The 13,900-nt window shown below is 73.1% G+C and carries 8 protein-coding genes; 5 read left to right on the top strand and 3 right to left on the bottom strand.

The window, feature by feature from the left end:
- Positions 1 to 117 precede the first annotated feature (117 nt).
- Both ACIQUR_RS10770 and ACIQUR_RS10765 read left to right on the top strand, forming a co-directional pair.
- Positions 118 to 3,951, top strand: coding sequence for a chromosome segregation SMC family protein (locus tag ACIQUR_RS10770; protein WP_403661624.1), 3,834 nt, complete (start codon positions 118 to 120; stop codon positions 3,949 to 3,951).
- Positions 3,952 to 4,133: 182 nt separating this feature from the next.
- Positions 4,134 to 5,564, top strand: a complete 1,431-nt coding sequence (locus ACIQUR_RS10765) for a sugar porter family MFS transporter (RefSeq protein ID WP_403661621.1) — start codon at positions 4,134 to 4,136, stop codon at positions 5,562 to 5,564.
- A 98-nt stretch (positions 5,565 to 5,662) separates the two neighbouring features.
- Here ACIQUR_RS10765 and ACIQUR_RS10760 read toward each other — a convergent pair whose 3' ends face one another.
- Both ACIQUR_RS10760 and ACIQUR_RS10755 read right to left on the bottom strand, forming a co-directional pair.
- Positions 5,663 to 6,649, bottom strand: a complete 987-nt coding sequence (locus tag ACIQUR_RS10760; protein ID WP_403661618.1) for an LLM class flavin-dependent oxidoreductase — start codon at positions 6,647 to 6,649, stop codon at positions 5,663 to 5,665.
- 74 nt (positions 6,650 to 6,723) lie between these two features.
- Entirely contained in the window at positions 6,724 to 8,202 is a 1,479-nt protein-coding gene (locus ACIQUR_RS10755) for a cytosine permease (RefSeq protein ID WP_403661615.1), read from the bottom strand.
- A 161-nt stretch (positions 8,203 to 8,363) separates the two neighbouring features.
- On the opposite strand from ACIQUR_RS10755, the gene ftsY reads away from it, so the two are divergent.
- Positions 8,364 to 9,587 carry a signal recognition particle-docking protein FtsY gene (gene ftsY, locus ACIQUR_RS10750; RefSeq protein WP_403661612.1) on the top strand — a complete coding sequence of 408 codons (1,224 nt, stop codon included), beginning with the start codon at positions 8,364 to 8,366 and terminating at the stop codon, positions 9,585 to 9,587.
- 112 nt (positions 9,588 to 9,699) lie between these two features.
- Here ftsY and ACIQUR_RS10745 read toward each other — a convergent pair whose 3' ends face one another.
- The gene (locus ACIQUR_RS10745; RefSeq protein ID WP_403661609.1) at positions 9,700 to 10,368 is read right to left on the bottom strand and encodes a bifunctional DNA primase/polymerase; all 669 of its coding nucleotides are present in this window, start codon (positions 10,366 to 10,368) and stop codon (positions 9,700 to 9,702) included.
- A gap of 360 nt (positions 10,369 to 10,728) precedes the next feature.
- Between ACIQUR_RS10745 and ACIQUR_RS10740 the strand changes: the two genes are divergently transcribed.
- Both ACIQUR_RS10740 and ACIQUR_RS10735 read left to right on the top strand, forming a co-directional pair.
- A complete protein-coding gene (locus ACIQUR_RS10740; protein WP_403661606.1) occupies positions 10,729 to 12,204 on the top strand; it encodes a hypothetical protein in 1,476 nt (491 codons plus the stop codon).
- A gap of 323 nt (positions 12,205 to 12,527) precedes the next feature.
- Positions 12,528 to 13,900 (top strand): ammonium transporter (locus ACIQUR_RS10735; RefSeq protein WP_403661603.1); only part of this gene is annotated, 1,373 nt, incomplete at its 3' end.

The following is a 13,900-nucleotide window of genomic DNA, read 5'->3' as shown; positions in this document are numbered from 1 at the left end:
CTTTTGCCCGGACGGGAACGGCGCACCGCCCGGAGGTGGACGGGGAGATTCTTTAACGTCTGATGTGCCCTGCACCTTCATATGTGAAACCGGAAGTGAAAGGTAGAGTCCGGCGGCGTGCACCTCAAGGCCCTGACCCTCCGCGGATTCAAATCCTTCGCCTCCGCGACCACGCTCCGCTTCGAGCCCGGAATCACCTGTGTCGTGGGCCCCAACGGCTCCGGCAAGTCCAATGTGGTGGACGCGCTCTCCTGGGTCATGGGCGAACAAGGGGCCAAGTCCCTGCGCGGCGGGAAGATGGAGGACGTCATCTTCGCGGGCACCACCGGCCGCCCGCCGCTCGGCCGCGCCGAGGTCTCCCTCACCATCGACAACTCCGACGGCGCGCTGCCCATCGAGTACGCCGAAGTCACCATCACGCGGATCATGTTCCGCGGCGGCAGCAGCGAGTACCAGATCAACGGCGACACCTGCCGGCTGCTCGACATCCAGGAACTCCTCTCCGACTCCGGCATCGGCCGGGAGATGCACGTCATCGTCGGCCAGGGCCAGCTGGACTCCGTGCTCCACGCCGACCCCATGGGCCGCCGCGCCTTCATCGAGGAGGCAGCCGGCGTCCTCAAGCACCGCAAGCGCAAGGAGAAGGCGCTGCGGAAGCTCGACGCGATGCAGGCCAACCTCGCCCGCGTCCAGGACCTGACCGAGGAACTCCGCCGCCAGCTCAAGCCCCTGGGCCGGCAGGCCGCCGTGGCGCGCCGCGCGGCCGTGATCCAGGCCGACCTGCGCGACGCCCGGCTCCGCCTGCTGGCCGACGACCTGGTCACCCTGCGGGCCGCCCTGGCCGCCGAACTCGCCGACGAGGCGGCGCTCAAGGAGCGCAAGGAGGCCGCCGAGGCCGAACTGGCCGCCGCGCTGCGCCGCGAGGCCGAGCTGGAGGAGGCGGTGCGCGAGCTGACGCCGCGCCTCCAGCGCGCCCAGCAGACCTGGTACGAGCTCTCCCAGCTCGCCGAACGCGTGCGGGGCACCGTCTCGCTGGCCGACGCGCGGGTCAAGAGCGCCACGGCGCCGGTCGAGGAGGAGCGCCGCGGCCGCGACCCCGAGGACATGGAGCGCGAGGCCGCCCGGATCCGCGAGCAGGAGGCGGAGCTGTCCGCCGCCCTGGAGGCGGCCGAACGGGCCCTGGAGGACACGGTCGCGCACCGGGCGGAGCTGGAGCGCGCGCTGGCGCTGGAGGAACGCCGCCTCAAGGACGTGGCCCGGGCCATCGCCGACCGCCGCGAGGGGCTCGCCCGGCTGAGCGGCCAGGTGGGCGCGGCGCGTTCGCGGGCCGCCGCCGCGCAGGCCGAGATCGACCGGCTGGCCGAGGCCAGGGACGCGGCGGCCGAACGGGCCGTGCGGGCCCAGGAGGAGTACGAGGAGCTGCGGGCCGAGGTCGAGGAGCTGGACACCGGCGACGAGGCGCTGGCCGCGGAACACGAGGCCGCGCGGGCCGAGCTGGCCGGGGCCGAAGCCGCCCTCGCCGGCGCCCGGGACGCCCTCACGGCCGCGGAGCGGGAGCGGGCCGCGGTGCGCGCCCGGCACGACGCCCTCGCCCTGGGTCTGCGGCGCAAGGACGGTACGGGTGCCCTGCTGGCGGCACGGGACCGGCTGGCCGGGCTGCTCGGCCCCGCGGCGGAGCTGCTGTCGGTCACCCCAGGGTACGAGGTCCCGGTCGCGGCGGCACTCGGGGCGGCGGCCGACGCGCTGGCCGTGGCCGACGCCGAAGCCGCCGTGGCCGCCCTGCGGCACCTGCGCACCGAGGACGCCGGCCGGGCGACGCTCCTGGTGACGGGGGTCCCGGGCGGTGCGGCCGGAGCAGGCGGCGCGGGCATCCCGCACCCCGCGGCCGCGCCCGGAGACGCGGTGGTGGCCGGGGCCGGTGACGCCGCTCCGGTCGGCGCCGTACCGGGCTCCGCCGCGGGCCGCGTCCCGGCGCCCGCGAGGGAGCGGCACGGCGGCGCCGGAGCCGGGGGAGACGACCTGTCCGCCCCGCCGGCGGGTGGCGACGGGGGGCAGGACGGTGCTGCGCGGGCCGGGGAGCGGGAGCCGGACGGTCCTGCGGTCCTCGCCGAGGCCCCGGGCCGGGCGGCTCCGGTGGCCGCCGGCGTGCGCGCCGTACCCGTGGCCGGACTGGTGCACGGGCCGGCCGGGGCGCTGGCGGCCGTGCGCTGGGTGGTGCGCGACTTCGTGGTGGTGGACACGCTCGACGCGGCCGCCGAACTGGTGCGCGGGCGCGCGGACCTGGTCGCGGTCACGGCCGACGGGGACGTGCTCGGCGCGCACCTCGCGTACGGCGGCGCCGCCGGCGCCCCCAGCCTGCTGGAGGTGCAGGCCTCCGTCGACGAGGCGGCGGCCCGGCTCGTCGAGCTCGACGGCCGCTGCGGTGAGCTGACGGAGGACCAGCGGGCGGCCGCGGCCCGGCGGACCGCGTGCGCGGCCCGTGTGGAGGAGCTCGGCGAACGCCGGCGCGCCGCCGAGAAGGACAAGTCCGGCGTGGCGCAGCAGCTCGGCCGGCTGGCCGGCCAGGCGCGGGGCGCCGCCGGCGAGGCCGAGCGCGCGGCCGGCGCCGCGGCCAAGGCCCAGGACGCCCTGGAGCGGGCCCTGGAAGAGGCCGAGGAGCTGGCCGCCCGGCTGGTGACGGCCGAGGAGATGCCCGCGGAGGAGGAGCCGGACAACGCGGTGCGCGACCGCCTCGCGGCCGACGGCGCCAACGCCCGGCAGACCGAGATGGAGGCCCGCCTCCAGCTGCGTACCCACGAGGAGCGGGTCAAGGGGCTCGCCGGCCGGGCCGACGCCCTGGACCGCGGTGCCCGGGCCGAGCGGGAGGCCCGCGCCCGGGCCGAGCGGCGGCGGGCCCGGCTGCGCCACGAGGCCGCGGTGGCCTCCGCGGTCGGCGACGGCGCGCGGCAGCTGCTGGCCCACATCGAGGTCTCGCTGGGCCGGGCCCGGGCCGAGCGCGAGGCCGCCGAGCAGGCCAAGGGCGTCCGCGAGCAGCAGCTGGCGCACGAGCGCAACCACGGCCGGGACCTCAAGGGGGAGCTGGACAAGCTGACCGACTCGGTGCACCGGGGGGAGGTCCTGGGCGCCGAGAAGCGGCTGCGCATCGAGGCGCTGGAGGCCAGGTCCCTGGAGGAGCTGGGCGTCGAGCCGGCCGGCCTGGTCGCCGAGTACGGGCCCGACCAGCCCGTACCGCCCTCGCTGCCCGCCGAGGGCGAGGAGCTGCCCGAGGACCCCGACCACCCGCGCAACCGGCCCGGCCCCTTCGTCCGCGCACAGCAGGAGAAGCGGCTGAAGGCCGCCGAGCGCGCGTACCAGCAGCTGGGCAAGGTCAACCCGCTGGCACTGGAGGAGTTCGCCGCCCTGGAGGAGCGGCACAAGTTCCTGAGCGAGCAGCTGGACGACCTGCGGAAGACCCGTGCCGACCTGCTCCAGGTGGTGAAGGAGGTCGACGAGCGCGTCGAACAGGTCTTCACCGAGGCCTACCGGGACACCGCCCGCGAGTTCGAGGGGGTCTTCTCCCGGCTCTTCCCGGGCGGCGAGGGCCGGCTCGTGCTGACCGATCCGGACAACATGCTGACCACGGGCGTGGACGTGGAGGCCCGTCCGCCGGGCAAGAAGGTCAAGCGGCTGTCGCTGCTCTCGGGCGGCGAGCGGTCGCTGACGGCCGTGGCCATGCTGGTGTCGATCTTCAAGGCCCGGCCCAGTCCCTTCTACGTGATGGACGAGGTCGAGGCCGCCCTGGACGACACCAACCTCCAGCGGCTGATCCGGATCATGCAGGAGCTCCAGGAGAGCTCGCAGCTGATCGTGATCACGCACCAGAAGCGCACGATGGAGGTCGCGGACGCCCTCTACGGCGTCTCGATGCAGGGCGACGGAGTGTCCAAGGTGATCAGCCAGCGTCTCCGCTAGGGCTGCTGATTTCATCTCTTGAAGTCATGCGCCGAAGTCTTCGGCTGGAATGAACCTCGTACCCGCTCTTGACTTCAGGAAGTGAACACATAGGCTCTGGGGCGCTACCTCTCGTCTTCAGGTGCGCGCGATCTTGACCTGTGCGCAACTAGGAGGACGGACGAAACCCCACGGAGCGCACCTTGACCAGCACAGCGAAGGCGCCTGCGCCGGGCGGCGGGAACCCCTCCCAGCCCGACCATCTCGGCCACGTCATCTTCATCACCGCGGCAGCGGCGATGGGCGGTTTCCTCTTCGGCTACGACAGCTCCGTGATCAACGGTGCCGTCGAGGCCATCCGGGACCGCTTCGAGATCGGCTCCGAGGCCCTGGCCCAGGTGATCGCCGCCGCGCTGATCGGCTGCGCCTTCGGTGCCGCCACCGCCGGCCGCATCGCCGACCGGATCGGCCGCATCCGGGTCATGCAGATCGCCTCCGTGCTCTTCACCGCCAGCGCCATCGGCTCGGCCCTGCCCTTCGCCCTGTGGGACCTGGCGATGTGGCGGGTCATCGGCGGCTTCGGCATCGGCATGGCCTCGGTGATCGGCCCCGCGTACATCGCCGAGGTCTCGCCCCCCGCCTACCGCGGCCGGCTCGCCTCGTTCCAGCAGGCCGCCATCGTCATCGGCATCGCCATCTCGCAGCTGGTCAACTGGGGCATCCTCAACCTCGCCGACGGCGACCAGCGCGGCGAGATCGGCGGTCTGGAGGCCTGGCAGTGGATGCTGGGCGTGATGGTCGTCCCGGCCGTGATCTACGGCCTGCTCTCCTTCGTGATCCCCGAGTCCCCGCGCTTCCTGATCTCCGCGGGCCGCGAGGACGCGGCCAAGAAGGTGCTCGCCGAGGTCGAGGGCTCCCACGTGGACCTGGACGCGCGGGTCCGCGAGATCCGCCAGGCGATGAGCTCCGAGGTCAAGTCCACCTTCAAGGACCTGCGCGGCGGCCGGTTCGGCCTGCTGCCCATCGTCTGGATCGGCATCGGCCTCTCCGTCTTCCAGCAGCTCGTCGGCATCAACGTGATCTTCTACTACAGCTCCTCGCTGTGGCAGTCCGTCGGCATCGACCCGACCAGCTCGTTCCTCTACTCCTTCACCACGTCGATCATCAACATCATCGGCACCGTGATCGCGATGATCTTCGTGGACCGGATCGGCCGCAAGCCGCTCGCCCTGATCGGCTCGGTGGGCATGGCGATCTCCCTCGCGGCCTGCGCCTGGGCCTTCTCGTACAAGCAGGAGATCGACGGAGAGATCTCCATGCCGCACGACCAGGGCATCGTCGCCCTCGTCGCCGCGCACTCCTTCGTCCTCTTCTTCGCCCTCTCCTGGGGCGTGGTGGTCTGGGTCCTGCTCGGCGAGATGTTCCCCAACCGCATCCGGGCCGCCGCGCTCGGCGTGGCCGCCGCCGCCCAGTGGGTCGCCAACTGGGTCATCACGGTCACCTTCCCGACCCTGTCCGACTGGAACCTGTCGGGCGCCTACGTGATCTACACCTGCTTCGCCGTGCTCTCGATCCCCTTCGTCATCAAGTTCGTGCCGGAGACCAAGGGCAAGGCGCTGGAGGAGATGGGCTGATCAACCCCCGCCCCGCCCGCTCCTCGAACGACGGCACCGCCCCGGCCCCTCCTCGGGCCGGGGCGGTGTCCGTTCCCCGGAGCTCCGCCGGCGGCGGGTCAGCCCCCGAGCCGCGGCAGCACCTGCTCGCAGAGCAGTTGCAGGCTCCGCCACCCCTCGTCCACCGGCATCCCGCCGCACAGCGGGTGCAGCACCAGGTTCCCCGCCTCGCCCGCGCCGCGGGCGTACGCGACCGCCTCGTCCGGGGTGAGGATCCGGTACACGCCCTCCGCCCGCAGCTCCTCGACCGTCCGGGCGGTGGACCGTACCGCCGAGCGGATGTCCTTGGACTGCCAGGACGCGTACATGCCGGCCTCGTGCAGGAAGTGCCGGCCGTACTCGGCCCACGCCCGGTCCGGGTCCTCCGCCACGTGCACCAGCGGGGTCTCGGCGGCCGGCATCATGCAGAAGCCCTCGGTGCCGTGCTCCGCCAACTGTTCCCGGTAGTACGCCTCCAGCTCCGGCAGGTGCGCGCTCGGGAAGAACGGCAGCCCGAGCCTCGCCGCCCGCCGGGCCGCCGCGCGGGAGCTGCCGCCCACCAGCAGCAGCGGGTGCGGCCGCGTGAAGGGAACGGGAGTGACCCGCACCGTCCGGCCGCGGTACTCGAAGGGCTCGCCGGTCCACGCCTTCAGCAGGGTCTCCAGCAGCTCGTCCTGGAGCCTGCCGCGCCGGCCCCACTCCACCCCGTGCTGCTCGTACTCCTCCGGGCGGTACCCGATGCCGGCCACGGTCACCAGGCGGCCGCCGCTCAGCAGGTCGAGCACCGCCACGTCCTCGGCGACGCGCAGCGGGTCGTACAGCGGGCCGATGATCGCCGAGACGGTGACCGCGATCCGGCGGGTGGCACCGAACACGGCACCGGCGAAGGCGAAGGGGGAGGGCAGCCAGTTGTTCTCCGTGCCGTGGTGCTCCTCGGTCTGGACGGTGTCGACGCCGCGGTCGTCCGCGTACACCGCCATCTCCAGCGCGGCCTTGTAGCGGGCCGAGAGGGACTCCGGGGTCCCCTGCGGGTCGACGAGATTGAACCGGGCCACGGTGATGGGCATGGAGAGTCCCCCTTCGCCGGATGCTGGACCGGCCGGGAGGGGCCGGGCGAAGGGGGACGTTAGCTGACGCGGCGTCAGTTGGACAGGGATCCGGCGGGCTCGCGCTCCGCTTCCGGCCGCGCCCCCTCCGCCCCCTCCGCCCGCTCCGCGCGGGCCGGCCCGGCGGCGCGCGGCAGTACGGCGTACAGCAGGCCGGAGGTGAGGATGCCGGCCACCCAGCCCAGGCCGTTCTCGCCGATCCACGTCCCGGCGAGCGGCCCCGAGAACCAGTCGACCTTCGTGAACAGCAGCCCCACCAGCAGGGCCGCGCCCCAGGCCGTCATCGCCTGCCAGGCGAAGCCGCCCCGGTACCAGTACGCGCTGGAGCGGCCCGTGTCGAGCAGCGCCCGCGCGTCGTACGTACGGCCGCGCCACAGGTCCACGCCGAACACGCCGATCCAGGCGGAGAACGCGACGGCGAGCAGGGTCAGGAAGGAGATGAAGGAGCCGAAGAAGCTCGTGGCGACGACCATCAGCAGGAAGCCGAAGACCAGGCTGATCGCGGCGTTCACGCTCACCGCCCAGGCGCGCGGCACCCGGATGCCCAGGGTCTGCGCGGTGAAGCCGGCCGAGTACATGGACATCGAGTTGATCAGCAGCATCCCGACCAGGGCGACCAGCAGGTACGGGACGGCGATCCAGGTGGGCAGCAGCTCGCCGATGAACGAGACCGGGTCCTGCGCGGTGGCCAGGTCCGGCGTGCCGACCGCCATCACGGCGCCCATCAGCACCATCGGGACCACGACGAGCGCGGCGCCGCCGATCGTCGCGCCGACCATGCCGCGCGAGGACGCGGTGCGCGGCAGGTAGCGCGTGAAGTCGGGGCCGGACGGCACCCAGCTGAGGCCGCCCGCGGCGATGGTGCCGATGCCCGCGACCATCATGGCCGTCGACCCGGCCGGCTTGGCGAAGACCGCCGACCAGTCGGTGTTGGCGACCAGGTAGCCCAGGACGGCCACGCTGAAGCCGCCGAAGAGGTACGTCGACCACGTGCTGCACGCGCGCAGGGCGTTGATGCCCAGACCCGAGACCAGGAAGGTGCAGCCGACGAACAGCAGCAGCGTGACCACGATCAGGACGGTGTTGCTCTTCACCCCGAACAGCAGGTCGAGCACGGTCAGGATGGCGTACGCGCCGCTGACCGCGTTGATGGTCTCCCAGCCCCACCGGGCGACCCAGATCAGCCCGCCGGGGAAGAGGTTGCCGCGCTGCCCGAAGACCGCGCGGGAGAGCGCCATGCCCGGCGCGCCGCCCCGCTTGCCCGCGATGGAGATCAGGCCGACCAGCCCGTACGAGACGACGGGCGCGACGACGGCGACGACCAGCACCTGCCACAGGTTCAGCCCGTTGAAGATCACCAGGCCGGCGCCCATGGTCAGCAGCAGCACGCTGATGTTGGCCGCGACCCAGGTCGGCACCAGCTCACGGACGCGGCCGCCGCGCTCGTGGTCCGGTACCGGCTCCAGGCCGCGGGTCTCTATCGCGCCGTCGGGCTCGGCGGACTCGGCAGGCATCGGGGCTCCGTGGGGCAGGGGGAAAGGGGGAATCCGTACAGACGGGGGAAGTCGTCCATCATCGTAGATTCGCACCGAAAAGCCCAAACAGAGGCTTAAGCCCTTGTGGCAACCTCCGAGGTCCCCGCCCCGCGGCAGCCGTGTCCGATACTGGTCGGGTTATGGAAATCCTGATTCTCGCTGTAGTCATCGCCCTGGTCGCGGTCGGCGCGATCACCGGGCTCGTGGTCAGCGGCCGCAAGAAGAAGCAGCTGCCGCCCACGGCGCCGACGAGCACGCCGACCATCACTGTCCCGCCCACCGAACCGCAGGTGGGGGAGGACGCCGCGCAGACGGCGGAGGAGCCGCGCCGCACGATCGAGGAGGTCGTGCTCCCCGAGGCGGAGGCGCGCACCCCGGTCGCCGTCGAGGAGCCGGCCGCGGAGCCCGAGGCCCCGGCGGCGCCCGAGATCGAGGTGCCCGAGCCCACCGCCGGCCGCCTGGTCCGGCTGCGCGCCCGCCTCTCGCGCTCCCAGAACTCGCTCGGGAAGGGCCTGCTCACGCTGCTCTCCCGCGAGCACCTCGACGAGGACACCTGGGAGGAGATCGAGGAGACCCTGCTCGTCGCGGACGTCGGCGTCGCCCCCACCCAGGAGCTGGTCGACCGGCTCCGCGAGCGGGTCAAGGTGCTCGGCACCCGCACCCCCGAGGAGCTGCGCGCGCTGCTGCGCGAGGAGCTCGTGGCCATCATCGGCCCCGACATGGACCGCCGGGTCAAGACCGAGAGCGGCCTCGACACCCCCGGCGTCGTGATGGTCGTCGGCGTCAACGGCACCGGCAAGACCACCACCACCGGCAAGCTCGCCCGCGTCCTCGTGGCCGACGGCCGCAGCGTGGTGCTGGGCGCGGCCGACACCTTCCGCGCCGCCGCCGCGGACCAGCTCCAGACCTGGGGCGAGCGCGTGGGCGCCCGTACCGTCCGCGGCCCCGAGGGCGGCGACCCGGCCTCCATCGCGTTCGACGCGGTCAAGGAGGGCATCGCCGAGGGCGCCGACGTGGTGCTCATCGACACCGCGGGCCGGCTGCACACCAAGACCGGCCTGATGGACGAGCTCGGCAAGGTCAAGCGCGTCGTCGAGAAGCACGGCCCGCTGGACGAGATCCTGCTCGTGCTCGACGCCACCACCGGCCAGAACGGTCTGGTCCAGGCCCGCGTGTTCGCGGAGGTCGTGGACATCACCGGCATCGTCCTCACCAAGCTCGACGGCACCGCCAAGGGCGGCATCGTCATCGCCGTCCAGCGCGAGCTGGGCGTCCCCGTCAAGCTCGTCGGCCTCGGCGAGGGCGCGGACGACCTGGCGCCCTTCGAGCCCGGCGCGTTCGTCGACGCCCTGATCGGCGACTGACCGCCCGTACGCCGCCCCGTGCCGGCCGGCACGACCCCGTACGCGAGGACGCCCCCGCACACGACCGGTGTGCGGGGGCGTCCTCGTGTACGGGGACAGGCGGGGGACGCGGTCAGAAGCGGTGAAGGCGGTGGCAGATGTAGGCCAGGGTGCCCAGCAGCAGCCGCGCCTGCGGCGGCCGGCCCGCCGTGTCCAGCGTCGGCGGCCGCAGCCAGCCCACCGCACCGAGCCCGGAGCGGTCCGAGGGCGGCGCGGTGACGAACGTACCCGGGCCCAGCGCGCGCAGGTCGAGGTCCGCGTCGTCCCAGCCCATCCGGTACAGCAGCCCCGGCAGCTCCGCCGCCGCGCCCGGCGCCACGAAGAACTGCGCCCGGCCCGCGGGGGTCACCGCCACCGGCCCCAGCGGCAGCCCCATCCGCTCCAGCCGGACCAGCGCCCGCCGCCCGGCCTCCTCCGCGACCTCGATGACGTCGAAGGACCGGCCCACCGGGAGCAGCACCGCGGCCCCCGGGAAGGCGCCCCACGCCTCGGTCACCTCGTCCAGCGTCGCCCCCGCGGGCACCTCGGCCCCGAAGGCCAGCGGATGCGCGCCCGGCGCGGCGCACTGCGCGTCCCCGCAGGAGCACTCCCCGGCGGCCGAGGCGCGCGTCCCGGGGACCACGTCCCAGCCCCACAGTCCGGTGTACTCCGCCACCGCTGTGCACTCCGACATCCGGCCCCGGCGCCGGGACCCGGACCGGAACTCCTTGGTGCCCCGGCTGCTGCCGATCGTGAAGCCCATGCCCCCTCCAACGGGTCCAACTCGCCGGTGGTTACGAGGCCGATGCGGACGGGACGCCGCGGCGCTGCCCGGCGCACTCCTCGCAGTGCGCGCCCCGCCGCACATCCCTCCGCCCGGCCGCTGCCACTTAACGCGTGCCGTGTCCAGTGAATCGCGCTTCGTGGGTGGCGAGTTCATTCGAAGGGGTGGCGAATGGTGGCGTTTCTGGAATCGACCTCGCCGTAGGGGTGATCGTAGGATTACTTTCGGTGCACACACCCCGACGGCGCACACATCGATGGGTATGCCGGAGGCAAGGCGGCCGCCGGCCGGCCGCGGCCGGGGTGGATGCGAAGAGGCTGAGCGGATGGGGGCGTTCCAGTGAGCGGCAACGGCGCAAGCGGAACACAAGCCGAGAAGCGCCCGAACGAACAGCTGGGCTCGTGGTTCGTGCGCAGCGGGTGGTCCAAGGGCGAGCTGGCCCGTCAGGTCAACCGCCGGGCACGCCAGTTGGGCGCCCACCACATCAGCACGGACACCTCCCGCGTGCGGCGCTGGCTCGACGGCGAACAGCCCCGCGAGCCCATCCCGCGGATCCTCTCCGAACTGTTCTCCGAGCGCTTCGGCGCCGTGGTCGCCATCGAGGACCTCGGTCTGCGCACCGCCCACCAGTCGCCGTCCGTCTCCGGGGTCGACCTCCCCTGGGCGGGCCCCCAGACCGTCGCCCTCCTCAGCGAGTTCTCGCGCAGCGACCTCATGCTCGCCCGCCGGGGCTTCCTCGGCACCTCGCTCGCACTCTCCGCCGGCCCCGCCCTCATCGAGCCGATGCAGCGCTGGCTCGTGCCCGTCCCGGCCGCCGACCCGGGACCACGCGAGAGCGGGCCGGCGGGCCGTCGCCCGCCCCGCCTCTCAGATCCCGAACTGGACCTCCTCGAAGCCACCACCGTGATGTTCCGCCAGTGGGACGCCCAGTGCGGCGGCGGCCTGCGCCGCAAGGCCGTGGTCGGGCAGCTCCACGAGGTCACCGACCTCCTCCAGGAGCCCCACCCCGCCGCCACGATGAAACGCCTCTTCAAGGTCGCCGCGGAACTGGCCGAACTCGCCGGGTGGATGAGCTACGACATCGGCCTCCAGCCCACCGCCCAGAAGTACTTCGTGCTCGGCCTGCACGCCGCCAAGGAGGCCGGCGACAAGCCCCTGGGCTCGTACATCCTCTCCAACATGAGCCGCCAGATGATCCACCTCGGCCGCCCCGAGGACGCCCTGGAACTCATCCACCTCGCCCAGTACGGCAGCCGCGACTGCGCCACGCCCCGCACCCAGGCCATGCTGTATGCGATGGAGGCCCGCGCGTACGCGAACATGGGCCAGCCCAGCCGCTGCAAGCGCGCCGTCCGGATGGCGGAGGACACCTTCGCCGACGTCGGCCTGGGCGGCGAGCCCGAGCCGGACTGGATCCGCTTCTTCTCCGAGGCCGAGCTCAACGGCGAGAACTCCCACTCCTACCGCGACCTCGCCTACGTCGCCGGGCGCAGCCCGATGTACGCGTCCATGGCCGAGCCGGTGATGGAGCGGGCCGTCGAGCTCTTCCAGAAGGACGAGGAGCACCAGCGGTCGTACGCCCTCAACCTCATCGGCATGGCCACCGTCCACCTCCTCCAGCGGCAGCCCGAGCAGGCCGCCGCCATGGCCGAGCGCGGCCTGGTGGTGGCCAGAAAGATACGGTCCGAGCGGGTGAACACCCGGCTGCGGAAGACCGTGGACACGGCCGTCCGCGCATACGGGGACGTCGCCGAGATCGTCTCCCTCACCGAGCACCTGGCCGCCCAGCTGCCCGAGACGGCGGAGGCCGTCTAGCGGCCCGCCCCGGGCCCGTAAAGCCCCGGCCGCGGCAGTCACCCCGTTAGCCCGACTCGGCTCCCCCATTGCCAGGTCACCGGGTGCTGCCGCGGCCGGCCCGTGTCCGGACCCGGCCCCGCCGGGCCGGGAGCCCGTTCATGGGCGCGTAACACGTCCGACTCCTTCGTCACCGCCGCGAAACATCGAGCGGCAACGCCGGAAACCGGCCTGCGCGAATCTCTGGGCCATAACCGGCCAGCCAGCCGGGACGGCCAGCCCCCTTGCGCCGTCAGGTTCCCACGATCGCCCGCACGCGACGTACCGACGACGAGGAGACGCCGATGGCCCCAGCCATCACGACCCTTGCCGCAGACGCCCCCGAGCTGTCTGCTGCCAACACCGGGTTCATGCTCATCTGCTCCGCCCTGGTCATGCTGATGACCCCCGGGCTCGCCTTCTTCTACGGCGGCATGGTCCGCGTGAAGAGCAGCCTCAACATGCTGATGATGAGCTTCATCAGCCTCGGGATCGTCACCATCCTCTGGGTGCTCTACGGCTTCAGCCTCGCCTTCGGTACCGACTCCGGCTCGCTCATCGGCTGGAGCTCCGACTACGCCGGCTTCAGCAACATCGGCCTCACGGAACTGTGGGACGGCTACACCATCCCCGTCTACGTCTTCGCCGTCTTCCAGCTCATGTTCGCGATCATCACCCCGGCCCTGATCAGCGGCGCCCTCGCGGACCGCGTCAAGTTCTCCGCCTGGGTGCTCTTCACCGCCCTCTGGGTCACCGTCGTCTACTTCCCCGTCGCCCACTGGGTCTGGGGCACCGGCGGCTGGCTCTTCGAGATGGGCGTGATCGACTTCGCCGGCGGCACGGCCGTGCACATCAACGCCGGCGCCGCGGCCCTCGGCGTCATCCTCGTCATCGGCAAGCGCGTCGGCTTCAAGAAGGACCCGATGCGCCCGCACAGCCTCCCGCTGGTCATGCTCGGCGCCGGCCTGCTGTGGTTCGGCTGGTTCGGCTTCAACGCCGGCTCCTGGCTCGGCAACGACGACGGCGTCGGCGCCGTGATGTTCGTCAACACCCAGGTCGCCACCGCCGCCGCCATGCTCGCCTGGCTCGGCTACGAGAAGCTCCGCCACGGCTCCTTCACCACCCTCGGCGCCGCCTCCGGCGCCGTCGCGGGCCTCGTCGCCATCACCCCCTCCGGCGGCTCCTGCTCCCCGCTCGGCGCCATCGCCATCGGCGCGATCGCCGGCCTCCTGTGCGCCATGGCCGTGGGCCTGAAGTACAAGCTCGGCTACGACGACTCCCTCGACGTCATCGGCGTCCACCTCGTCGGCGGCGTCGTCGGCTCCCTCCTCGTCGGCCTCTTCGCCACCGGCGGCGTCCAGTCCAAGGCCAAGGGCCTCCTCTACGGCGGCGGCTTCGAGCAGCTCGGCAAGCAGGCCGTCGGCGTCCTCGCGGTCCTCGCCTACTCTCTCGTCGCGTCCGCGCTGCTCGCCTTCCTGCTCGACAAGACGATCGGGATGCGCGTCTCCGAGGACGACGAGGTCTCCGGCATCGACCAGGTCGAGCACGCCGAGACCGCGTACGACTTCAGCGGAGCCGGCGGGGGTGGGGGCGGCCCGCCCCCCCCCCCCCCCCCCCCCCCCCCCCCCCCCCCCCCCCCCCCCCCCGGCGCCCCCCCCCCCCCCCCCCCCCCCCCCGG

Origin of the sequence: Streptomyces sp. NPDC101132 (assembly GCF_044759225.1) — a bacterium.
Lineage (GTDB): Bacteria > Actinomycetota > Actinomycetes > Streptomycetales > Streptomycetaceae > Streptomyces.
This window is presented reverse-complemented; position numbering and strand designations above follow the sequence as displayed.